The sequence below is a fragment of the Thiohalorhabdus sp. Cl-TMA genome (assembly GCF_041821045.1).
GTDB classification, from domain to species: Bacteria; Pseudomonadota; Gammaproteobacteria; order Thiohalorhabdales; family Thiohalorhabdaceae; genus Thiohalorhabdus; species Thiohalorhabdus methylotropha.
The window spans coordinates 348,147-370,143 of the sequence record NZ_JBGUAW010000003.1 but is presented as its reverse complement, the minus strand read 5'-3'; the positions used below and the strand labels follow the sequence as shown (position 1 = coordinate 370,143).

18 protein-coding genes are annotated in these 21,997 nt (G+C 69.1%); 12 read left to right on the top strand and 6 right to left on the bottom strand.

Annotated elements, in window-relative coordinates:
- Window positions 1–26 precede the first annotated feature (26 nt).
- The 3 genes from ACERLL_RS06110 to ACERLL_RS06100 all read right to left on the bottom strand — a co-directional run bounded on the left by ACERLL_RS06110 (window position 27) and on the right by ACERLL_RS06100 (window position 4,415).
- The gene (locus tag ACERLL_RS06110; RefSeq protein ID WP_373655184.1) at window positions 27–650 is read right to left on the bottom strand and encodes an LPS-assembly lipoprotein LptE; all 624 of its coding nucleotides are present in this window, start codon (window positions 648–650) and stop codon (window positions 27–29) included.
- Complete coding sequence (gene leuS / locus ACERLL_RS06105) at window positions 647–3,100, bottom strand: leucine--tRNA ligase (protein ID WP_373655183.1); 2,454 nt, start codon at window positions 3,098–3,100, stop codon at window positions 647–649. Before leuS ends, ACERLL_RS06110 begins: the two co-directional genes overlap by 4 nt.
- Before the next feature lie 328 nt (window positions 3,101–3,428).
- Window positions 3,429–4,415 (bottom strand): lytic transglycosylase domain-containing protein, encoded by a 987-nt coding sequence (locus ACERLL_RS06100; protein WP_373655182.1) that lies wholly within the window; start codon window positions 4,413–4,415, stop codon window positions 3,429–3,431.
- Window positions 4,416–4,544: 129 nt separating this feature from the next.
- On the opposite strand from ACERLL_RS06100, the gene ACERLL_RS06095 reads away from it, so the two are divergent.
- Window positions 4,545–5,336, top strand: a complete 792-nt coding sequence (locus tag ACERLL_RS06095) for an Fpg/Nei family DNA glycosylase (RefSeq protein ID WP_373655181.1) — start codon at window positions 4,545–4,547, stop codon at window positions 5,334–5,336.
- A 228-nt stretch (window positions 5,337–5,564) separates the two neighbouring features.
- On the opposite strand, the gene ACERLL_RS06090 is transcribed toward ACERLL_RS06095, so the two are convergent.
- Window positions 5,565–6,671 carry a hypothetical protein gene (locus tag ACERLL_RS06090; protein ID WP_373655180.1) on the bottom strand — a complete coding sequence of 369 codons (1,107 nt, stop codon included), beginning with the start codon at window positions 6,669–6,671 and terminating at the stop codon, window positions 5,565–5,567.
- Between the two features lie 262 nt (window positions 6,672–6,933).
- Here ACERLL_RS06090 and ACERLL_RS06085 point away from each other — a divergent pair, with 262 nt between their 5' ends.
- Entirely contained in the window at window positions 6,934–7,941 is a 1,008-nt protein-coding gene (locus ACERLL_RS06085; RefSeq protein ID WP_373655179.1) for a DUF3187 family protein, read from the top strand.
- A gap of 7 nt (window positions 7,942–7,948) precedes the next feature.
- Here ACERLL_RS06085 and ACERLL_RS06080 read toward each other — a convergent pair whose 3' ends face one another.
- Together ACERLL_RS06080 and ACERLL_RS06075 are read right to left on the bottom strand one after the other, a co-directional pair.
- Window positions 7,949–8,605 carry a Crp/Fnr family transcriptional regulator gene (locus ACERLL_RS06080; RefSeq protein WP_373655178.1) on the bottom strand — a complete coding sequence of 219 codons (657 nt, stop codon included), beginning with the start codon at window positions 8,603–8,605 and terminating at the stop codon, window positions 7,949–7,951.
- Between the two features lie 22 nt (window positions 8,606–8,627).
- Window positions 8,628–9,113 (bottom strand): rhodanese-like domain-containing protein, encoded by a 486-nt coding sequence (locus tag ACERLL_RS06075; protein WP_373655177.1) that lies wholly within the window; start codon window positions 9,111–9,113, stop codon window positions 8,628–8,630.
- 217 nt (window positions 9,114–9,330) lie between these two features.
- On the opposite strand from ACERLL_RS06075, the gene ACERLL_RS06070 reads away from it, so the two are divergent.
- The 10 genes from ACERLL_RS06070 (at window position 9,331) to ACERLL_RS06025 (ending at window position 21,903) form a co-directional block, all read left to right on the top strand.
- Complete coding sequence (locus tag ACERLL_RS06070; protein WP_373655176.1) at window positions 9,331–10,374, top strand: tRNA (5-methylaminomethyl-2-thiouridylate)-methyltransferase; 1,044 nt, start codon at window positions 9,331–9,333, stop codon at window positions 10,372–10,374.
- Window positions 10,367–10,624 carry a sulfurtransferase TusA family protein gene (locus ACERLL_RS06065; protein ID WP_373655175.1) on the top strand — a complete coding sequence of 86 codons (258 nt, stop codon included), beginning with the start codon at window positions 10,367–10,369 and terminating at the stop codon, window positions 10,622–10,624. Before ACERLL_RS06070 ends, ACERLL_RS06065 begins: the two co-directional genes overlap by 8 nt.
- The gene (locus ACERLL_RS06060; RefSeq protein WP_373655174.1) at window positions 10,608–11,813 is read left to right on the top strand and encodes a cation diffusion facilitator family transporter; all 1,206 of its coding nucleotides are present in this window, start codon (window positions 10,608–10,610) and stop codon (window positions 11,811–11,813) included. The genes ACERLL_RS06065 and ACERLL_RS06060 overlap by 17 nt, the downstream gene beginning before the upstream one ends.
- A gap of 26 nt (window positions 11,814–11,839) precedes the next feature.
- Window positions 11,840–12,391, top strand: coding sequence for a DUF4124 domain-containing protein (locus tag ACERLL_RS06055; RefSeq protein WP_373655173.1), 552 nt, complete (start codon window positions 11,840–11,842; stop codon window positions 12,389–12,391).
- Between the two features lie 186 nt (window positions 12,392–12,577).
- Complete coding sequence (locus tag ACERLL_RS06050; protein ID WP_373655172.1) at window positions 12,578–13,351, top strand: Rossmann-fold NAD(P)-binding domain-containing protein; 774 nt, start codon at window positions 12,578–12,580, stop codon at window positions 13,349–13,351.
- A gap of 228 nt (window positions 13,352–13,579) precedes the next feature.
- Window positions 13,580–15,430, top strand: coding sequence for a dihydroxy-acid dehydratase (gene ilvD / locus ACERLL_RS06045; protein WP_373655171.1), 1,851 nt, complete (start codon window positions 13,580–13,582; stop codon window positions 15,428–15,430).
- Window positions 15,431–15,627: 197 nt separating this feature from the next.
- Window positions 15,628–17,301 (top strand): dihydroxy-acid dehydratase, encoded by a 1,674-nt coding sequence (gene ilvD / locus ACERLL_RS06040; RefSeq protein WP_373655170.1) that lies wholly within the window; start codon window positions 15,628–15,630, stop codon window positions 17,299–17,301.
- Between the two features lie 6 nt (window positions 17,302–17,307).
- On the top strand, window positions 17,308–19,371 hold the full coding sequence (locus ACERLL_RS06035; RefSeq protein WP_373655169.1) for a mechanosensitive ion channel family protein: 2,064 nt from the start codon (window positions 17,308–17,310) through the stop codon (window positions 19,369–19,371).
- Window positions 19,372–19,513: 142 nt separating this feature from the next.
- Window positions 19,514–20,845, top strand: coding sequence for a 3-deoxy-D-manno-octulosonic acid transferase (locus ACERLL_RS06030; protein ID WP_373655168.1), 1,332 nt, complete (start codon window positions 19,514–19,516; stop codon window positions 20,843–20,845).
- Window positions 20,842–21,903 carry a glycosyltransferase family 9 protein gene (locus ACERLL_RS06025; RefSeq protein WP_373655167.1) on the top strand — a complete coding sequence of 354 codons (1,062 nt, stop codon included), beginning with the start codon at window positions 20,842–20,844 and terminating at the stop codon, window positions 21,901–21,903. Before ACERLL_RS06030 ends, ACERLL_RS06025 begins: the two co-directional genes overlap by 4 nt.
- Window positions 21,904–21,997: the final 94 nt, after the last annotated feature.

Below are 21,997 nucleotides of genomic sequence, written 5' to 3'. Positions count from 1 at the left end.
ACGAGGTAGCGCACCGGGGAAGCGCCCTAGAAGCCGGTCTTGATGGACTCCAAGATGCGGTCCGCCAGCTCCTCCGCCGCCTGCCGCCCGGCCCGTCGCTTGTTGGCCTCCTCCGCCGCCGGGTTGGAGCCGGCGTCGAAGGGATAGGTGCTGGTCACCTCCAGGCCTTCGCGCTTGCGGATCACCACGGGACCGCGGGCCGGGGCCCCGTCGGCGGCCCCTTCCGTTTCCGGCGCGGCCGCGGCCTCCCGGTCCTGCTCGCCGGCGGCTTCTTCCGCCGGCTCTCGCGCTCCCCCGTCGCCCGCGGCCCGGTCCCGGATCAGGCGATAATCGGCGCGCACCGCCACCTCGTACTCCGTGGCCACGCCGGATTCGCCGATGGCCGCGGAGCTGCTGCTGATCTCGCCGCCCTGCACCTGCAGCACCGCATCGGCCGCCGCCGGGGACGCGACCAGCTCCACGTTGCGGTCGCGGCTTAGGGTCTCCTCCAGGGCCTGGGCCAGGGGCGAATCCTCCGGGTCCACCTCCAGGTAGACGCTCTGAATGCCGCCCGGGAAGCCGCCGCCTCCGGGGAAGCGGTAGCCGCAGGCCGTCAGGGCGACGAGCACCGCGAACAGCAGCATCCGCCCCAAAAGCGGCCCACCCTTCATTTGGCCACCACGTTCACCAGCTTGTCCGGCACAACGATCACCTTGCGCACCGGGGTCTCGCCCACGAGCTCACGGATCCGCTCGTTGGCCAGGGCCTGCTCACGGATGGTCTCCTCGCCGGCGTCGGCGGGCACCTGGATCTGGGCGCGGTTCTTGCCGTTCACCTGCACCACCAGCTGCACGGTATCGCGCTCCAGGGCGACCGGATCGGCCTCGGGCCAGGCGGCCCGCTCCACGGCGCCCTCCCCGCCGAGCCCCTGCCAAAGGGCGCTGGCGATGTGTGGGGTCATGGGCGCGAGCAGGCGCACCACGGCACCCAGGCCCTCGCCCACCACCGCCCGCATGGCCGGGTCTCCGTTCTCCGCCTGCTTGCCAAGGGCGTTGGTGATCTCCATGGCCGCCGCCACCGCGGTATTGAAGTGGTAGCGCTCGCGCACGTCCTGGCTGGCGCGCTGGACCAGCTGATGGACCTGGTGGCGCAGCTCCACGGCCTCCTCGGGAAGCTCGGCGGGCAGCGCCGGGGCGGGACCAGCCTCCGCGAAGCCCGCCACCAGCCGCCACAGCCGATGGAGGAAGCGGTGCATACCCTGGACGCCCTCCTCGTGCCACTCCAGGGCCTGGTCGGGCGGGGCGGCGAACAGGATGAACAGCCGCACGGTGTCGGCGCCGAAGCGGTCGATCATCTCCTGCGGATCCACCACGTTGCCCTTGGACTTGGACATCTTGGCGCCTTCCTTGAGCACCATGCCCTGGGTCAGCAGGCGGCTGAACGGCTCGTCGTTCTCCAGGAGGCCGGCGTCGCGCATGAGCTTGTTGAAGAAGCGCGCGTACAGCAGGTGCAGCACGGCGTGCTCCACCCCGCCCACGTACTGGTCCACGGGCAGCCAGTAGTGGGCCCGTCCGTCCACCATGGCCTGCTCGCTGTCCGGGCAGGCGTAGCGGGCGAAGTACCAGGAGGATTCCATGAAGGTGTCGAAGGTATCGGTCTCGCGTACCGCCGCGCCGCCGCACTCCGGGCAGGCGGTTTCGTGGAATTCCGGGGTTTGCTTGAGCGGCGAGCCGGCCTCGTGGAGCTCCAGCTCGGGCAGCACCACCGGCAGGTCCTCCTCCGGCACCGGGACCGCCCCGCAGGAATCGCAGTGCACCACCGGGATGGGCGCGCCCCAGTAACGCTGGCGGGAGACGCCCCAATCGCGCAGCCGATAGTTGACCCGGCGCTCGCCCTTGCCAAGGGCCGCCAGCTTGTCGGCGATGGCCTCGAAGGCGCGGGCGGAATCGAGGCCGTCGAATTCGCCGGAATTCTTCAGCACGCCGGGCTCGGTGAAGGCCTCCTCCATCCCGGACGGCTCCAGTTCCTCGTCTTCCGGGGTGATGACCACGCGGATGTCGATGCCGTACTTGCCGGCGAACTCGAAGTCGCGTTGGTCGTGCCCCGGAACCGCCATCACCGCGCCCTCGCCGTATTCCATAAGCACGAAGTTGGCGGCGTAGACCGGAAGCCGCTCCCCGGTAATGGGATGCAGCACATAGTCGCCGGTGGGAATGCCCTCCTTCTCCTGGGCCTCCAGATCACCCTCGGCGGTGGAGCGGTGGCGCATGCGCTCCACGAAGGCGGCCACGTCGCCGTCCCGCTCGGCAGCATTCTGAGCCAGGGGATGCTCCGGGGCCACGGCCACGTAGGTGACGCCCATGAGGGTGTCGGGCCGGGTGGTGAACACCGAGAGCGCCCGATCGCCGGCCTCCACGTCGAAGCGAACCTCCACCCCCTCGGAGCGGCCGATCCAGTTGCGCTGCATGGCCCGCACCTCGTCGGGCCAGCCGGGCAGGTTGTCCAGCTCGTCCAGCAGCTCGTCGGCGTAGTCGGTGATGCGCAGGAACCACTGGTCGATCTCGCGGCGCTCCACCGGCGTGTCGCAGCGCCAGCACAGCCCCTCCACCACTTGCTCGTTGGCGAGCACGGTCTGGTCATTGGGGCACCAGTTCACCGCCGCCTGCTTGCGGTAGGCCAAGCCCTCCTTGAGCAGGCGCACGAACAGCCACTGCTCCCACTTGTAGTATTCGGGGTCGCAGGTGGCGAGCTCGCGATTCCAGTCGTAGCCGAAGCCCAGGCGCTTGAGCTGGACCCGCATCTCCTCGATGTTCTCCCGGGTCCACCGCGCCGGGGAGGTGCCGTGCTTGATGGCGGCGTTCTCGGCAGGCAGACCGAAGGCGTCCCAGCCCATGGGCTGGAGGACGTTCTTGCCCTCCATGCGCTGGTAGCGGGCAATCACGTCGCCGATGGTGTAGTTGCGCACGTGGCCCATGTGCAGGCGCCCGGAGGGATACGGGAACATGGAGAGGCAGTAGAACTTCTCCCGCTCCGGATCCTCGTCCACGGCGAAGGCGTCCTCCGCTTCCCAGCGGGCCTGGGCGGCCTGCTCTACCGCTTGGGGGTTGTATTCACGCTCCATGGCGGTCCTGCCGATCTTGGGTTCCCCTGACGAACAGGCCCCGGCACCACGGATGCGGGCCGGGACCTCCGAAACTCGGAATTGTGACACAGGCCGGGCAAATCGCGGAAGCGCGGCCCGTGGGCGGAAGTCGGGGGCGGAGACAGGATCCGACCCGCCTTTGAGGGAACGGCCTCCCCAAGCCTTTCATGATAGAACGGGGACACAGCCCGGCCAGCTTATGGGGGAGCGGCCTCCGGTCACGACATGCGGAAAAAGCCCGCAACATCGTTCGGCAACGGCGTCGCGACCGGAGGTCGCCCCCACAACGCGCCGCCGGCGTGCGGTTTCAGGCGAGCAGGCTGTTGACCTTGTGGACGTAGCGCACGGTCTCGTCGGGCATGCGCTCGGGATGGCGCTCCAGGTTGCCCATGCCCCAGTTGTAGGCGGCCAGCGCCATGTCCCGGTCGCCGTCGTAACGGCTCAGCAGCTGCTTGAGGTAGCGGCTGCCACCCATGATGTTCTGCCGCGGATCGAAGGGATCGGTGACGCCCAGGTCCTTGGCGGTCTCGGGCATGAGCTGCATGAGGCCCTGGGCGCCGGCGGAGGAGACCGCGTCGTGCTGGAAGTCGCTTTCCACGCGGATCACCGAGCGGATCAGCTCCTCGGGAAGGTCGTGGCGGTCCGAGGCCTCGCGGATCAGGTCCGCGTAGGGGCCCTCCTCCTCTTCCGAGGCGGCGGGCGCCACGGCCGTCTTCACCGTGCCGCCCTCCTTGCGCTCGGGGGGCGCATCAGCATTGTCGGATCCTTCTTCGGAGTCCACCCGGGCGGACTTGTTCGACGCACCGGAAGCGCTTCCCGGAGCGGCGGGTGCCGCGCTCGCCCCCGGCGCGCCGCCGGACTCAGACTCCGGGGCGGCGGCCCGTCCGGTCAGCCGGGAGAGGGCCTCGGAAAGCCGGGCCGGCTGCGCCTGCTGGCGGCCTCCGGGGGCCCCGGCGGCTCCCCAGCCGGACAGACCGGCGAAGATGCCCCCTCCGGAGCCCATGCCCCCCATGCCGCCGGGGGATTGGCCGCCGGAAAGGATGGCCATGCCGCCGTAGGCGAGGCGCTGCTGCACCAGCCGGGCCAGTGTCGCAAGCAGGCGCGCATCCAGGGGGCTGCCGTCGGGAACGCCGCCCCCACGGGCGGTCAGGCCGTCCAGCCGGGCCTGAAACCCGGCACCGGCGTCCCCGCGACCAGCACCCCCCGTCTGGGTGGAGGCGCGGTTCAGGGCGGAGGCTAGCGGATTCCAGGGAATATTTGTCATGATCTGCCCGATGCCCGTTTCATGCGACAACCTTGTATCATATTCGTGGCAAAATTTCCTCGGGCCGACGATGCACACCCACCGGGAAGCTGATACCCTCTCGCTCCGCGAGACCCGAAGCATGACAGCTCGGCCCCCATTCCGCCACGAACGGAAACCATGCCGGAACTACCCGAACTCGAAATCAGCCGCCAACGCCTCGATCCGAAAATCCTCAATCGGCCGCTCCAGGCATTCACGGTGCTGGACGAGCGCCTCTTGCGGGATTTCCCCTCCGAAGAGCTGCGGGCGGGGCTGCTCGGCGCCTCCTTCACCGGTATCGCCCGCTTCGGGCACTACCTCCTCCTTGAGGTCGCCCAGAAGGGCGTCTTGCTGCTCAGCCTGAGCAATAGCGCCGCGATCCAGCAGGTCCGGCCCCAGGAAGAGCCCCCGAAGAACACCCGCCTGGGCCTCCTGTTCCAGGACGGCGGCGGCCTTGCGGTGGTGGACCCCCAGGCACGCACCTGGCTGACCCTCATCCAGGACGAAGAGGAAGTGCCGGACCTAGGCACTTTCGGCCCCGACGCCCTCAACGGGAGCCCGGATCCGGAGGAGTGGCGGGAAGCCCTGCAGGCCCGCCGCGCCCAAATCAAGGGCCTGTTGCTGGAGCCCACCCTGATCGCCGGCCTCGGCCCCCTGTTCACCGACGAGATCCTGTTCCAGGCGGGCATCCGACCCGACCGCCGCGCCTCGGACCTCGGCGACGAGGAAGCCGACCGGCTGCGCGAGGCGGTCCGGGCCACCCTGCAGAAGGCCGTGCAGTGCCAGGCCAACCCCCAGCAGCTCCCCAAGTCCTTCCTGACACGGGCACGTTCCGAGGAGCGCGAGGACTGCCCCAAGTGCGGCGGTCCGCTGGAGAAGCGCCAGATCCAGGGGCGGGCTTCCGTCTTCTGTCCGGCCTGCCAGAGCTGAGCGGAGCCTCGCGAACGGCCAGCGGGACCCGGCCCGCGGTCTCATCCTGGCCCCCTTCGAACCGGAAGGGGGCGTCCGCCTTCCCGCACGCCATCGGCTTTTCGCAGCGCCTTTTCCGCCCCTCCGGCTTACCAGCCGCTCTCGGCATTGCCATCGGGAGCCCACCGGACCGAAAAACGAAAAGGGCGGCCCCAGGCCGCCCTTTTCGGGTTGGCAGGACGGAACAGGCTAATCCCAGTTCTTGCATCCCTTCGAAGTGAAGCCCGAGCCATCATCGAACAGAAGCATGTAGCTGGTCCCCGGGTTACAGGCGCCATCGCCGGCATCCACCCGGGCACGGGCCCCGCCGGCGCCGGAAATGGTCACCACGCCGGAGCTCGGGTTGCCGTTCACATCCCCCGCGAGCGGCTTGCCCGACTCGGTGTTCACCGTGATCCGATAGGAACCGTCCCCCAGCACCCCGGCACTGCCGGTGATGTGCGTGGAGGTAATGGTGGTTTCGAAGGTGTTGGTACTGCCGGACTTGTCGATCTCGTGCTGCGCATCGAAGTCCGCGTAGCCGATCACCACATCCGTTTCGTTGTCCCGGAAAACCCAGTAATCCTTGTCCGACCCGGTGGTCAGCCCCACCGTGAGCAGCTCGGAAGTACTGTTCCAACTGCCCGTCTGCACCAGCTGCCCGTCGATCAGCAGGTCCATGCTGAACCCGCCGCTGCCCTTGATGGACCAGGGCTTGTAGGTCAGGACGAACTTGTAGCTCCAATCGGCGGAATCGTCGCTGATATCCCCCGTGAGGGTTTTCACCTCCAGCTCGAAGCCGCCGTCGTAGGTGAAGCTCGAGAACCCGCCGTAGGTGATGACGCAGTTATCGAAATCCACCTCGAAGCGGTCCCCGGCATCGAGGGCGCCGTTGCTCGTACCCTCCTCCACCACGGCCACCGATCCGGAATCGCAGTTTTCCTCCTGCACCAGGCCCGCAACGCTCGCGGAGCCGTCGGTACGCTCCAGGACCTTGGTGATGGCAATGCGCGTGAGCTCGGCCACCGAGGCCGACCGGCCGGAATCTTCCGCTCCGCCCCCGTGCACGCCGCTAATGACCAGATCCTGGAAGTCGGAGCTGGAGAGGTCCCCGAGGGATTTCCCGCCGCTTCCCCCGACCTCGCCCACTTCATCGACGTTGCCGCTGTCGATGGTGACGCCGCTCAGGCTGCTCGCATCGTACCCGCTCAGATCGTCGCTCCCTCCACCACCGCCGCCACTACCGCCTCCGCACGCGGAAAGTGCGATCAGCGTCACTAGAGCAGCGGCGCACAATGAACCCTTAACCCCCTTCATTACGGCCTCCTTTTGCCGTTTTCCCCTTTTTCGCCCGGACCGGAGCACCGGCCGACCCACTTCTTCACTCCCCCGGAGCCGGCCCGTCCCGTGCAGCGAACGGCTTCGGGGAGCCCCGAACCGCAGGGGCTCCCCGACAGCTACCGAGCAATCCCGTCCCCGAAGGAAGCCTTTTAAGGTACTATCCCTCCCTCATTCCGCAACTCTCCGTTTGTGCGCTTTGACACAGATTCCCCGGAAGGCGCCGATCCTCGGCACCATTTTGAGCATCCTGGCCTGCCTGGCGCCTTCCTCTCCGCCCCGGGCGGCGACGGACAACCCCCTCCGCCCGTCCTTCGTCACGGCGACGCTCTCTCCGGTTTCCCACATCTACGGCCTGCCGCGGAGCACGGAGCCGCTCACCCCTGGACGACAGCCTTTCACCGCCCGGCTGCACCTCGACTGGGCCAGCCACGACACCATCGAGTCCGCCGCGGGCACCGGCGTGCTGTTCGACGGCGAGACGCAGCGGCTCACGCTGGCCCTTTCCGGACCGCTTCCGGCGGGCACGGGCGGCTGGACGCTGGAGGCTCCCTATGTACGGCACGCAGGGGGATCGCTGGATCAGCCCATCGATACCTGGCACCGCCTGCTGGGGCTCCCCCAGGGGGGCCGGCCCATCCGGCCAAGGAACGCGGTGCTCTTCCGGGTAAGGGACGGGAATGGCGGAGAAGGGGTGTTCCTGGACCGGCACCGATCCGGGCCGGGGGACGTGGCGCTGGGGCTGCGGCTGCCGCTGATGCGCGGCAAGGCCGGGACGGCCCCGGCCACACTGGGAATCCGCCTGGAGGCCCCTACCGGCAGCCCCGATCATCTGCTCGGAAGCGGCGGCTGGGACCTGGCGGCCTGGGTGGGCGCCAACCGCTCGATTACCACCGCGCATGGCGAGGTGGCCGTGCACGGCGCCGCGGGTCTGTTGGGCATGACCGGCTCGGAAGTCCTGTCCGGGCTGCACCGGAATTGGGCGGGATTCGGGCGGTTGGCGGCAGGCTTCCGACCCTGGAGGCCCATCACCCTGCGGGGGCAGGTGGACCTCCATTCCCCCTTCTACGACAGCCCGGCTCGTCCGCTGGGCGGAACCGCGGGCGAATTCCGGCTGGGCGCGGGGCTCGACCTGACCGGCTGGGGGGAGCTGCGCCTCGGTGTATCGGAAGACCTGCTGGTGGAGACCGCCCCGGACATCACCTTCCACCTGGCCTGGACGGTCAGGCTCCGGGGCGGCCCGCGATAAGGGAGGGTCAGGCCACCTCTGCGGAGAAGCCGCTCAGGACGATGGTCCGGCCCTCGCGGCGGATCAGGCCCTGGCGCACCAGATCCTGGAAGACCCGGTTCACCATCTCCCGCGAGGCCCCCACCATGTGGGCGATGTCCTGCTGGGTTAGGGGCTCCGAGACCACCAGTCGGCCTTCCTCCTGGTCGGCGTACTGCATCAGGGTGCGGGCCACCCGGCCGTAAACGTCCAGAGTGGCAAGGGACTCGATCATGCGGTTGGCGTTGCGCAGGCGCTCGGTCATGCCCTGGAGCAGGCTCTGGGCCAGCTCGTTCGACCGGCTCAGAAAGTGCCGGAAATCGGCCTTGGGGAGATAACGGATTGCGGTTTCCTGCAGCGCCACCACTCCGGTGGAGCGGGGCTCGGCATCGATGAGGGCCATCTCGCCGAAGTATTCCCCCTCGCCCAGCAGGTCCACGATCACTTCCTCGCCGTCCTGCTGCGTGAGCTGGAGCTTCACCCGGCCCGTCTCGATCAGGTAGAGGCCATCCGCCGGGTCGCCCTGGCGGAAGATCACCGCACCCCGCTCGTAGGTGCGGGACAGGGAGAGCCGTTCCAGCGCCTCCAGCTTGTCGCTGGAGAGGCCGGCGAACAGTGGAACCTCGGCGAACAAGGCGTCGGTCATCGACCAGCCCCTTTCTGCGCGGTTATTTCTGCTCCCAGGGCAGACCGGCCGCCTGCCAGCCGCCCTTGCGGCCGCGATGACCCTGCTCGTCCTTGTCGCCCTCGAAGCCCTGGATCAGATTGTAGCAGTGGGCATACCCCTGGCTCGTCATGGCCTCGGCCGCCTTTCCAGAGCGCGCACCGCTGCGGCACATGAACACCAGCACCTGGGAGGTATCCGTGCCCACCTCGTTCTGGAGCTGGCCGGGGAAATCGGGGTTGTACTCCATCCCCGGGTACGTCTCCCACTCCACGTGGGTTCCCAGGGTGGGATACCCCACGAAATCCCGCTCGGGGCGGGTCCGCACGTCCACCAGCTGGGCGTTGGGCAGCTTCTCCAGGATGGCGTAGGCCTCTTCCGGGGTAAGCTCGCCCTGGTACTCCTTGCCCGCTTCCTGCGCCCGTTCGTGGGCGCGGTCGAGAATCGCCTGGGGATCCTCGTCGGGAATCCGGGAACCTTCCTCGCTCATGTACGTCTCCTACATGGGAATCCTTGCCCGGAAACGGGTGGGGCTTCCTCTCCGGGGGAATTTTTTGCCGCAATACGTTACCATCCAGGCGTAAAATTCTACGCGTAACCGGGCCCTTGAGGGAATCTCCCCTCCAGGGCCCGATTTACCCGTGTCATCCCGAATTTTTCCGTACCGGCTTCGCGCCGGGAGCACGAATATGCAGGAGGATAGCGGAATGAGCGCGCAGCCCAAGGCCGTTGCGCTTCTCTCCGGCGGGCTGGACTCGATGCTGGCCGCTAAGGTGGTGCAGGACCAGGGCGTCCACGTGGAGGCGATCAATTTCTTCACCGGCTTCTGCGTGGAGGGCCATACCCACGCCATCCGCCAGAAGGACAAGGATAAGGCCAAGCGCAACAACGCCTTGTGGTCCGCCGAGCAGGTGGGGATCAAGCTCCATATCGTGGACATCTCGCAGGAATACGTGGGCGTGGTGACCAACCCCAAGCACGGCTACGGCCAGAACCTCAACCCGTGCCTGGACTGCAAGGGCTTCATGGTGGCCAAGGCTCGGGAATGGATGGAGGCCAACGGCTTCGACTTCATCATCACCGGCGAGGTCATCGGCCAGCGCCCCAAATCCCAGCGCCGCGACACCTTTCCGGTGGTCGCCGACGAGTCCGGCGCGGGCGACCGCCTGCTGCGCCCCCTGTGCGCCCAGCAGCTCGAGCCCACCCTCCCCGAGCGCGAGGGCTGGGTGGACCGCGAGGGGCTTTACGGGTTCACCGGCCGTTCGCGTAAGCCCCAGATGCAGCTCGCCGCCCAGTTCGGCTTCGAGGAATACAGCCAGCCGGCCGGCGGCTGCTGTTTTCTCACCGACGAGAACTTCTCGCGCAAGCTGGCGGATCTCTGGAACGTCCGGGGCAAGAAGGAATACGACCTGGACGACATCATGCTCCTGAAGATGGGGCGACACCTGCGTCCGGCACCGAACTACAAGCTGATCATCGCTCGCGAGGACGGCGAGAACCGCTTCATGAACGGCTACCGCAAGCGCTTCCACGCCGTACGGGACCTGGACTTCCCGGGGCCGTTGGCGCTGGTGCAGGGCGAGCCCGACGACTCCGACCTGCAGATGGCCGCGCGCATCACCGCCCGCTACGGCAAGGGCCGCAGCGCCGACCGCGTCCGCGCGGAGATCACCCCGCCGGGGGGCGAGCCCTACGTCACCGAGGTGGCGCCCATGCCCCCCGCGCAGATTCCCGAGGAATGGCATGTCTGAAGAAGCGCAGCGGGAATTCCTCGACGCCCGCAGTATGCTTTGCCCCATGCCGGTGATCCGCACCGGGGAGCGGGTGGCCGAGCTCGCACCGGGTACGGTGCTGGAGGTCCGAGCCAGCGATCCGGGGGTGCTGCACGACATCCCGGCCTGGAGCCGTGTCCACGGCCATACCGTGCTCGAGGCGCGCGAGGAGGGCGAGGAGCTGGTAGTGGTTCTGCAAGTGCACGGAGACGATGACGGAGGCGCCTGAGACCGGGCCGGGGTCTGCCGCCACCGACCCCGAGCGCACCGAAGCCGCCCAGAAGGTGACCCTTATCGGCGCGGTCACCAACCTGGTGCTGGCGGCGGTGAAGACCGTTATCGGAGTACTGGCCAGCTCCCAGGCGCTCATCGCCGACGGGCTGCACTCCCTGTCCGACCTGCTCACCGACGCCCTGGTGCTGGCGGCGGTACGCATGGGGGCCCGCGAGCCGGACGCCGACCACCCCTACGGCCACGGCCGCTTCGAGACTCTGGCCACGGTGCTGCTGGGCCTGATCCTCATTGGCGCCGGGCTGGGCATCGCCATCAACGCGGCCGTCCGCCTGGCCGCGGGCGAGGTCCCGCTGCCCACCTGGCCGGCGCTGGTGGCCGCCCTGTTCTCCATCGGCGCCAACGAGTGGCTGTACCGGATCCAGGTGCGCATCGGCCGCCGGTATCAGGCCACCACGGTGGTGGCCAACGCCTGGCACCACCGCACCGACGCCCTTTCCTCGGTGGCCGCGCTGGCCGGCATTGCAGGCTCCATGATGGGCTGGGCGGTACTGGACACGGTGGCCGCCGTGGCGGTGGCCTTCATGGTGGTCTGGGCGGGCGGCAAGCTCGGCTGGGACGCCATCAAGGAGCTGGTGGACACCGCCCTGGACCAGCAGGAAGTGGAGCAGATCCGGCGCTTGATGCTCCGCGTCGAGGGGGTCAAATCCGTGCACAATCTCAAGACCCGGCGCATGGGGCCGGAGGTGCTGGTGGACGTGCACGTGCAGGTGCCCGGGACGGTGAGCGTCTCCGAGGGCCACCAGATCGCGGAGCGGGTGCGCAAGCACGTCATTCAGCAGCACCCGGAGGTCTCCGAGGTGCTGGTGCACGTGGACCCGGAGAACGACGAGCAGGGCGCGCCGCTCCTCCCCAACCGGGACCAGATCATGGCCGAGGTGCGCCGCCGCATCGAGGCCCGGGCGCACCCCCTCGCCATCCGGGACCATACCGTCCACTATCTGGACGGACGCGTCACCCTGGAGCTGGCCGTGGAGGTGGATCCGAACCGCACCCTGGCGGAGGCCTACGAGATCGCCGAGCGGCTCCGCCGGGAGATCTGCGCCGAAACGGAAGTCCACGAGGTCCAGGTGACCCTGTTCGTGCCGCACGGCGAGAGCGGCAAAGCCCCCTTGAGCGGGGCATAACCACGGAATATGGGGATTCGTCACCCATGCCACTATCCGCCTCTACCCGGAGGCCGTACGGGAATACGGTTCCGGGAACCGCGCTCCTGCTCCTGGCGCTGGCCGCCTGGATCCCCGCACCGGCGGCGGCCGAGGTCATCTACAAGTGGACCGACGACGACGGCACGGTCCACTACGCCGATTCCCCGCCGCCGGGCCGCGAGGACGTCCAGCGCATCGAGATGAAATCGGGCGCCCCGAGCACGGACCCCTCCGGGCGGAAGCAGTCCGATACCCCGAAGGACGAGCCCCCCGACGCCTCGGACGTGAACATCACCCAGGCCGAGATCCAGGTGCAGAAGCTGGAGAAGCGGGTGGAACAGGCGCGGAAGGTCTACGAGCAGGCCCGGCAGAACCGCATCGAGGGCGAAAAGGTGCGCTTGGGCAGCGAGCAGAACTATGTCCGCTACCTGGAGCGCATCGAAAAGCTCAAGGAACAGGAAAAGCAGGCCAAGGAGAAGCTCGAATCGCTCCGCCAGAAGCTGGAGCAGGCCCGCAGCCGGCTGGAGAAAGCCCGCGAAAAGGCCAGGGAGCAGTAGCGGCCATCCCGGTCAGCGCCTCGGGGGCTGGGAGCCCGATTCAGTGGGCCAGACGTCGCGGTCGGAAGTCGCTCCCACAAATTGCGCCGGCCCCCTGGAAGTACCTGTGGGAGCGGCCTCCGGCCGCGACAAGCAAAAGCGGAGCCCCGCAATCCCGACCATGATTGGCAAACAAGGGAGGATCCCATGCAGGCACCCGTCGTACTCCTCGGCGTCGGCGAGATGGGCGGCGTCTTCGCCCACGGACTGCTGCGCGCCGGACACGCCGTGTACCCGGTCACGCGCGACATGGACCCGGTGGAGGCGGCGGCGCGCTACCCGGAGCCTGCCCTGGTCCTGGTGACCGTCGGGGAGAAGGACCTGCATCCCACCCTGGCGCACCTGCCCGCCGCCTGGGCAGACCGGGTAGGGCTGATCCAGAACGAGCTGCTGCCGCGGGACTGGGAGGCGCACGACCTGCCGCAGCCCACCGCGAGCGCCGTGTGGTTCGAGAAGAAGCCCGGCAAGGCAGTGAACCCCATCATCGCCTCGCCCGCCTACGGCCCCAACGCCGGCCTGCTGGTGAACGCCCTGGACAGCATCGGCATCCCAGCGCGCCGGGTGGAGGACTACGAGGAGATGCTCTTCGAGCTGGTGCGCAAGAACGTCTATATCCTCACCACCAACATCGCCGGCCTGGAGACCGGGGGCACCACGGGCACGCTGTGGAACCACCACCGCGAGCTCGCCCACCAGGTGGCCGACGAGATCATGGACATCCAGGCCTGGCTCACCGGGGCCGAGCTGGAGCGCGAGCGGCTGGTGGCCGGCATGGCCGAGGCCATGCTCGCCGACCCCGAGCACGGCAACACCGGCCGCTCCGCGCCGGCCCGCCTGGCGCGGGCCATCGGCTACGCCGACGAGGCGGGGCTGGAGGTGCCCAAGCTGCGGGCGCTGGCGAAGGAGCACGCTGCTTCTTAAACGAAAAACAGAAAACACCAAACCGCCAAGGACGCCAAGCGCGCCGAGGAAAACGGCCCGAAACCGCACCCCCTGTAGGAGCGGCGTCCCCGCCGCGACGCCTTTCGGGTTGGATGCCTATTTCGGTAGGTCGCGGCGGGGACGCCGCTCCTACATCCCGATTTAGGGTATTGTTCTTTAAGCCTTCTTGGCGGTTCCTCATCGACTTAGCCCCCGGAGACGACCCCCATGCCGCAATACCGCTCCCGCACCACCACCCACGGCCGCAACATGGCCGGCGCGCGCGCCCTGTGGCGGGCCACCGGCGTCACCGACGACGACTTCGGCAAGCCCATCGTCGCCGTGGCCAACTCCTTTACCCAGTTCGTGCCCGGCCACGTCCATCTCAAGGATCTGGGTCAGCTGGTGGCCGGAGCGGTGGAAGAGGCGGGCGGCATCGCCAAGGAGTTCGACACCATCGCCGTGGACGACGGCATCGCCATGGGCCACGGCGGCATGCTCTACAGCCTGCCCTCGCGGGAGCTGATCGCCGACTCCATCGAGTACATGGTGAATGCCCACTGCGCCGACGCCCTGGTGTGCATATCCAACTGCGACAAGATCACCCCGGGCATGCTCAACGCCGCCATGCGCCTGAACATCCCGGTGGTGTTCGTCTCGGGCGGGCCCATGGAGGCGGGCAAGACCAAGCTGGCGGGCAAGGACACCAAGCTCGACCTGGTGGACGCCATGGTCTACGCCGTGAACCCGGAGCTGTCCGACGACGACATGGAGAATGTGGAGCGTTCCGCCTGCCCCACCTGCGGCTCCTGCTCCGGCATGTTCACCGCCAATTCCATGAACTGCCTCACCGAGGCGCTGGGCCTCTCGCTGCCGGGCAACGGCTCGCTGCTGGCCACCCACGCCGACCGCAAGGCCTTGTTCGAGCAGGCCGGCGAGCTGGTGGTGGATCTGGCCAAGCGCTACTACGAGGGTGACGATAGCTCCGTGCTGCCGCGCTCCATCGCCACGTTCGAGGCCTTCGAGAACGCCATGTCTCTGGACATCGCCATGGGCGGCTCCACCAACACGGTGCTGCACCTGCTGGCGGCGGCCCGCGAGGGCGAGGTGGATTTCGACATGGCCGACATCGACCGGCTGTCGCGGTATGTGCCGCACCTGTCCAAGGTGGCGCCCTCGAGCAACCAGTACCACATGGAGGACGTCCACCGCGCCGGCGGCGTCATGGGCATCCTGGGCGAGCTGGACCGGGGGGGACTGCTGCACACGGAGCTGCCAACGGTGCATAGCCCCACCATGGGCGACGCCTTGGCCCGCTGGGACATCCACCGCACGGACGACGAGGCGGTGGTCACCCGCTACCTGGCCGGACCGGCCGGCATCCCCAGCCAGGACCCCTTCTTCCAGGCCACCCGCTGGCCGTCCCTGGACCTGGATCGCGAGGACGGCTGCATCCGCGACGTGGCGCACGCCTACAGCCCCGACGGCGGCCTGGCGGTGCTCTACGGCAACTTGGCCCCCGAGGGCTGCATCGTGAAGACCGCCGGGGTGGATGCGTCCATCCTCCAGTTCACCGGCCCGGCACGCATCTTCGAGAGCCAGGATGCCGCCGTGGAGGCCATCCTGGGGGATAAGATCAATCCGGGCGACGTGGTGATCATCCGCTATGAGGGGCCCAAGGGCGGCCCGGGCATGCAGGAGATGCTCTACCCCACAAGCTACCTGAAGTCCAAGGGGCTCGGGGCCGAATGCGCCCTGATCACCGACGGCCGCTTCTCCGGCGGCACCTCGGGACTCTCCATCGGCCACGTCTCCCCGGAGGCCGCCCAGGGCGGCCCCATCGGCCTGGTGGAGGAGGGCGACACGGTGGTCATCGACATCCCGGGGCGTACCATCGACATCGATGCCGACGAAGCGGAGCTGGGGCGCCGACGGACGGCGATGGCGGAGCGCGGCGCCGGGGCCTGGAAGCCCGTGGACCGCGAACGGCCCGTCTCCCAGGCGCTGCGCGCCTACGCGGCGCTGACCACCTCCGCCGCCCGCGGCGCCGTGCGCGACCTCTCGCAGGTAACGTCCTGAGCGGCGGAATGGTCCGGATCGGGGACGGACGCCCCGGCCCATCCGTCGCCTCGCGGCCACGAGGGACGGGAAGGGGGCATCATTCGGGCCCCGATCCGATTAGTCTGGTAGGGATTGTTCGCTGGAACAGTTACCAGCATCCTGCATAAGGGCAATCCCGAAAACCCAAACGGGACAAACTAAGGGCACCAAACGCCATGCCGGATAACCGCCGTAGCCGCGCCACCACCGACGGGGTGCGGCGAACCCCCAACCGCGCCATGCTGCGCGCCGTGGGCTTCGGAGACGAGGACTTCAACAAGCCCATCGTCGGCGTCGCCAGCGGACACAGCACCATCACCCCCTGCAACGTGAAAATCGGCGATCAGGCCCACCGCGCCGAGGAGGCCCTGCGCGAGGCCGGGGCCATGCCCCAGCTGTTCGGCACCATCACCATCTCCGACGGCATCTCCATGGGCACCGAGGGCATGAAGTACTCCCTGGTGTCCCGGGAGGTGATCGCCGACTCCATCGAGACGGTGTGCCAGGGCCAGTCCATGGACGGGGTGATCGCCCTGGGGGGCTGCGACAAGAACATGCCCGGCGCCATGATCGGCATCGCCCGCATGAACATCCCGGCGGTATTCGTCTACGGCGGGACCATCAAGCCGGGCTGGTACAAAGGCGAGGACCTCACCATCGTCTCCGCCTTCGAGGCGGTGGGGAAATACCAGGCCCAAAACCTGGCCGAGGAGGACCTCAAGGGCGTGGAGCGCAACGCCTGCCCCGGCGCGGGCTCCTGCGGCGGCATGTTCACCGCCAACACCATGTCCTCCGCCTTCGAGGCCATGGGCATGAGCCTGCCCTATTCCTCCACCATGGCCGCCGAGGACGAGGAGAAGGCCAAGTCCGCGGAGGAATCCGCCCGCGCCCTCGCCCATGCCATCCACGAGCAGATCCTGCCCCGCGACATCCTGACCCGAGCGGCCTTCGAGAACGCCATCGCCGTGGTCATGGCCCTCGGCGGCTCCACCAACGCGGTGCTCCATCTGCTCGCCATCGCCCGGGCCGCCGAGGTGGACCTGGAGATCGACGACTTCGAGCGCATCCGCCAGCAGGTCCCGGTGCTCTGCGACCTCAAGCCCTCCGGCCGCTTCGTCACCACCCAGTTCCATCACGCCGGCGGCGTACCGCAGGTGATGAAGATGCTGCTCGCCCGCGACCTGCTGCACGGGGACTGCCTCACCGTCACCGGACGCACCGTGGCCGAGGTGCTGGAAGGGATTCCGGAGGATCCCGACCCGGAACAGGCGGTCATCCGGCCCTTCGACGATCCCGTCTATGCCCGCGGACACCTGGCCATCCTCAAGGGCAACCTGGCCCCCGGCGGCGCCGTGGCCAAGATCTCCGGCCTGAAGACCACCACCATCACCGGCCCGGCGCGGATCTTCGACTCGGAGGACGCCGCCATGGACGCCATCGAGGGCCGCGAGATCCGCGCGGGCGACGTGGTGGTGATCCGCAACGAGGGCCCCAAGGGCGGTCCGGGCATGCGCGAGATGCTGGGCCCCACCTCGGCACTGGTGGGTCAAGGACTCGGTGACTCCGTTGGCCTGATCACGGACGGCCGCTTCTCCGGCGGCACCTACGGCATGGTGGTGGGCCACGTGGCGCCGGAAGCGGCCGCCGGCGGGCCCATCGGACTGCTTCGGGAAGGGGACGAGATCACCATCGACGCCGACCGGCGCCTGCTCGAGGCCCGGCTGAGCGAGGAGGAAATCGAGCGTCGGCGGCAAGCGTGGAGCCCGCCGGCGCCCCGGTATACCCGCGGGATGCTGGCCAAGTACGCCAAGCTGGCCGGCGAGGCGAGCCGGGGCGCCACCACGGACTGAATCGACATGGCCGACACCGAGGAACATCCGCACCGGCTGCTGTCCATCGCCGGCCTGCTCGCGGTGCCGTTCCTGCTCGCGCTGCCCTTTCTCCCCCTGATCGGGCTGGCGGCAGAGGAGGAGGTGCCCATGGAGAAGGTGGTGGAGAACGGTCCCTACCCGTGGGCCCCCGAGACCCTGCAAACGGCCTGGAAGCAGCTGGCCGCCATCGCCACCATCCGGCCGGACTGGGGCCTCCCCAGCGCGGCCGAGGTCTACTGGGCGATCGGCGCGGGGCTCGTCCTGGGGCTGCTTCTGGGGTGGGCCCTGCGGCGTGGCACGGGGCACTGGGCCGCCACCCCCGGCGGCCCGACGCGTCACTACCGGCTGCGCTACCTGGGCGCGGGACTGGCCGGCGCGGTGCGCGACCGTGCCTTCTCCCTGTGCATACCCGCCGCCCTGGTGGTGGCGCTGGAGCTGGTGGCGGCCCGGGAGCACGCATTCGGCTTTTTCCTCGAGACGGGCCTGGGGATTTTCGCTGCCTACCGGTTGGGTCTGGCCCTGTTTCCGGTCCTACTGCGACCCTTCGAGTCGGACGATCTGGCCAAGCGGCTGGAGCAGCCGGGCATCAGGCGGCTCTGGAACGCCGGGCGCGGACTGTTCGCCGTGACCGGCACGGTGGCCTTCCTGGTGATCGCCCACCAGAGCTTCCCCTTACCGGTGGCCCTCCAGTCGGTGCTGGTCCTGCTGCTTACCCTGGTGACCCTGCCGGCGCTATGGAGCCTGCGGAACCGGGAGGGCTGGCGCAGCATCGGCGGGGCGCGCCCGGGAGAGCCCCTGCCGCCCATGCGCGAGCTGGCGCTGGGGCTGGGCCGGCTGCTGGTGGCGGCCACCGCCCTGGCCCTGCCCACCATCGCCCTGATGGGCTACCACCGTCTGGCCGGATTCCTGCTTCTCAACCTGCTCGCCTCCATACTCCTCCTGCTGGCCGCCGGCGCCCTGGCCAGCGGCCTGAGCCGCGGCGTGGGGCGCCTCAAGAAGAGCCGCCCTCCGGAGTCGCTGGCGCCCTTCCTCACCCCCGCCCGACAGGCCAACGCCGTGGAGCTGCTGGGGATGCTGGTACGGGTGGTGGTCATGGCCGGCGGGCTGCTCACCGTGCTGGCGCTCTGGCAGTTTCCCCTGGAGCGGGTCTGGTGGTCCGTGCGGCCGATCCTGTTCGGCTTCCACATCGGCCAGTACGAGTTCTCGCTCGTCGGCATCGGCGTGGCCCTCGCCGTGTTCCTGGTGGTCTTCTACCTGGGCCGCTGGCTGCGCGCGGGGCTCCACTACCGCATCCTGCCGCGATTCACCCCGGACGCGGGCCTGCGCAACAGCATCTCCTCGCTGGTGTTCTACACCGTGCTGGTGGTAGGGGCCTTCATCGCCATCTCGGTGGCCGGCTTCGATCTCACCAACCTCGCCATCATCGCCGGCGCCCTCTCCGTGGGTATCGGCTTCGGGCTGCAGAACGTCATCAACAATTTCGTCTCCGGCCTGATCCTGCTCTTCGAGCGCCCCATCAAGGTGGGCGACGTGGTGGAGTACCAGAAGCAGTGGGCGGAGGTCCTGCATATCCGGGTCCGGTCCACCGTGGTGCGCACCTATGACCGTGCGGAGCTGATCGTTCCCAACTCCGAGCTAGTCTCCTCCACGGTCACCAACTGGACCCATTCCGACTACCGCACCCGCCTGATCATCAACGTGAACGTGGCCTACGGCTCCGATACCGGCCTGGTCCATGAGCTGCTGACGCAGGTGGCCCAGGAGCACACCCAGGTCTACGAGGAGCCGCAGCCCCTGGTGCTGTTCCGGGACTTCGGGGACAGCGCGCTGCTCTTCGAGCTGCGCTGCTTCACCCATCTGGACTATATGCTGTCGGTCCCCTCGGACCTCCGGTTCCGCATCGACGAGCTGTTCCGGCAGCACGGCGTCATCATCCCCTTCCCGCAGCGGGACATCCATTTCGCCACCTCCTCTTCCGGGATGGAAAGCGTTCCGCAGGCGCCTTCCTCCGAGTCCATGGGCACGGCCGGGGCGAACCGCGACTCCTGAGCGGAGCCGGTCTCCCGCGGCCATGCCGGTGGGCGATCTTGTCCCGCCTCAAATTCCCCGCCGAGGCGTCATGACGCGCCGCGCCCCCCGTGGCAGCTTGGTCTGAGGTTCCCCCTCTTCCCTGCCACCCGGGTCCATTCCCATGCGACCGGATATCTACCGCGTGGTGACCAGTTTGGCGGCGCCACCGGCCACCGGCTACCTGCTGTGGCGCACCGTGCGCGATAACCGGGGCGGCCGATATTTCCGGCAGCGCCTCGGCTGGAGTCTGCCCGAAGGACCTTTCGACTTCTGGGTGCACTGCGTGTCCGTGGGCGAGGTATGGGCCGCCTGCTCCCTCGTCCAGGCGCTGGCCTCAGCCCATCCCCGGCGGCGCATCCTGGTGTCCACCTGCACCCCCACCGGTGCGGAAACGGCGGAAAAGCGGCTGCCCTCGGGCACGCGGCACACCTACCTCCCGGTGGATTTCCGGGGCGCGGTCCACCGTTTCTTCCGGCGGGCGCAGCCCCGTTGCGCACTCGTGGTGGAGACCGAGCTCTGGCCCAATCTCTTCAAGGCCTGCCGCGAGCGCGATATCCCGCTGTTCGTGATCAACGGCCGGCTTTCCCGGCGCACCCTGGAGGCCCCCGCGTGGATCCGGGCCGTCCTTGCCGCCGCTCTGGGCGCGGTGCACGGCTGCCTGGCGCGTTCCCAGGAGGACGGCAGGCGCTTCCACGCCCTGGGCATGCCCCCGGAGCGCATCCGCGTGCTGGGGAATCTGAAGTTCGCGCGGGCCGGGGAGCTCGCCCGTGAGGTCCCCGAGGCGTCCCCGGTCGCCCGTCCGTATGTCCTGGCGGGCTCCACCCATGCCGGGGAGGAGGCGGCGCTCGCCGACCTGTGGCTTCGGGCGGCACCGACGGACAGGCTGCTCGTCATCGCGCCCCGCCACCCCGCTCGGGGGACGCGGATCCTTCACGAGCTCCAGGCCCGAACCTCCCGGGTGGCCGTCCGCAGCCGCGGCGACCCGATCACGGCGGACACGGCCATCTACCTGGCGGACACCCTCGGGGAGCTGACCTGGTTCCTGGGGCACGCCGACCTGGTCTTCCTGGGCGGCTCGCTGGTGCCGATTGGCGGACACAACCTCCTCGAGCCCGCGGCCCTGGGCCGACCGGTGCTCGTGGGGCCGCACATGGAGAAATTCCGCGGCGAGCTGGAAGGGCTTCAGGGCGCGGGCGGCGCCATCCAGGTAAGCGGCGCGCCCGAGCTGGCGGAAGAGCTGGCCGCGCTCCTCCGGGATCCGCGGCGAAGGGCGGCCATCGGCGCGGCGGGCCACCGGTTCGTCCACGACCACGGCAACGTCCTGGAGCGCTATCTGGAGACCCTGGCCGAGCTCTGCCCCGAGCACTTCACGCCAGGGCCCATCCGTACGTCCGCGTCGCGAGGATCAGACCCGGCCGCGCAGGCGTACCGCCTACAGGGAGGCCACCCGTGACCCCCGCTCCGCGGATCCCGGATCCACCCCGCTCGCTCTGCCTGCTTCGCCTTTCGGCCATCGGCGACGTCGTGAACATCGTTCCCCTGGTCCGCACCCTGCAGCGGGAGCTTCCGGAAACGCGCCTCACCTGGATCATCGGTCGGACGGAGGCGGAACTGGTGGCGGGCCTGGAGGGGGTGGAGCTGCTGGTGCTCGACAAGGCGCGCACGGCCCGCTCCCTAACCGCGCTTTGGTCCCGCCTCCGCGGCCGGCGCTTCGATGTCCTGCTGCACGCGCAGGCGGCCTGGCGGGCCAACCTGGTGAGCACGGCGGTCCGGGCGGGATTCCGGATCGGCTACGACCGTCCGCGGGCCAAGGACTTCCAGCGAGCCTTCGTCCACGGCGCCATCCATCCGGGCCCTTCGCCGCATACCCTGGACGGCTATTTCGGCTTCAGCCGGGCCCTGGGGATCAAGGAGCGGCACCTGGAATGGGGCATTCCCATTCCGGAGGCGGCCCGCCTCCGGGCCCGCTCCCTGATGGTGCCGGACAGGCGGGCACTGGTGATCAATCCCTGCGCCAGCGCCGGAAACCGGCGCAACTGGCTCCCGGAGCGCTATGCCCGGGTGGCCGATCACGCCGCCGCCCGGCACGGCTGCCAGGTCCTGTTCACCGGGGGGGCCGCGCCCCGGGATCACCGCTTCATCGAGACCATCCGGGGGGCGATGGCCCATCCCGCCAGCAATCTCGCGGGCCGGACCTCGCTGAAGGAGATGCTGGCCCTCCTCGGGGAGTCGACCGTCCTGCTCGCACCCGATACGGGACCCGTGCACATGGCCACCGCCGTCGGCACCCCGGTGATCGGGCTCTATGCCGCCTCCGATCCGGCGCGCTCCGGCCCCTACCGGTCCCGGGAATGGTGCGTGGACCGCTACCCGGCGGCCTCCTCGCGAGGCCTGGGCCGCGGCGCGGCGGCCATGCGCCTCATCGACGTGGATTCGGTCACGGCCCGGCTGGACCGGCTGCTGGCGGATCAAGCCCAGCGGGAAGCCGGGCGGCCCGTTCGAGCCATCTAGACCAGGCTCGCCGGGAGAGCACCCCCACAAGGCCCTTCCAACCCGAAGGACGTGACTGAAGGCCCGCCATCCGGTCATCACGTGCGCGAACGGA

Bases quoted from the DNA above. Each gene is read 5' to 3' on its own strand.
- ACERLL_RS06110 (WP_373655184.1), bottom strand. From the start codon at position 650: ATGAAGGGTGGGCCGCTTTTGGGGCGGATGCTGCTGTTCGCGGTGCTC.
- leuS (WP_373655183.1), bottom strand. From the start codon at position 3,100: ATGGAGCGTGAATACAACCCCCAAGCGGTAGAGCAGGCCGCCCAGGCC.
- ACERLL_RS06095 (WP_373655181.1), top strand. From the start codon at position 4,545: ATGCCGGAACTACCCGAACTCGAAATCAGCCGCCAACGCCTCGATCCG.
- ACERLL_RS06090 (WP_373655180.1), bottom strand. From the start codon at position 6,671: ATGAAGGGGGTTAAGGGTTCATTGTGCGCCGCTGCTCTAGTGACGCTG.
- ACERLL_RS06080 (WP_373655178.1), bottom strand. From the start codon at position 8,605: ATGACCGACGCCTTGTTCGCCGAGGTTCCACTGTTCGCCGGCCTCTCC.
- ACERLL_RS06075 (WP_373655177.1), bottom strand. From the start codon at position 9,113: ATGAGCGAGGAAGGTTCCCGGATTCCCGACGAGGATCCCCAGGCGATT.
- ACERLL_RS06070 (WP_373655176.1), top strand. From the start codon at position 9,331: ATGAGCGCGCAGCCCAAGGCCGTTGCGCTTCTCTCCGGCGGGCTGGAC.
- ACERLL_RS06065 (WP_373655175.1), top strand. From the start codon at position 10,367: ATGTCTGAAGAAGCGCAGCGGGAATTCCTCGACGCCCGCAGTATGCTT.
- ACERLL_RS06060 (WP_373655174.1), top strand. From the start codon at position 10,608: ATGACGGAGGCGCCTGAGACCGGGCCGGGGTCTGCCGCCACCGACCCC.
- ACERLL_RS06055 (WP_373655173.1), top strand. From the start codon at position 11,840: ATGCCACTATCCGCCTCTACCCGGAGGCCGTACGGGAATACGGTTCCG.
- ACERLL_RS06050 (WP_373655172.1), top strand. From the start codon at position 12,578: ATGCAGGCACCCGTCGTACTCCTCGGCGTCGGCGAGATGGGCGGCGTC.
- ilvD (WP_373655171.1), top strand. From the start codon at position 13,580: ATGCCGCAATACCGCTCCCGCACCACCACCCACGGCCGCAACATGGCC.
- ilvD (WP_373655170.1), top strand. From the start codon at position 15,628: ATGCCGGATAACCGCCGTAGCCGCGCCACCACCGACGGGGTGCGGCGA.
- ACERLL_RS06035 (WP_373655169.1), top strand. From the start codon at position 17,308: ATGGCCGACACCGAGGAACATCCGCACCGGCTGCTGTCCATCGCCGGC.
- ACERLL_RS06030 (WP_373655168.1), top strand. From the start codon at position 19,514: ATGCGACCGGATATCTACCGCGTGGTGACCAGTTTGGCGGCGCCACCG.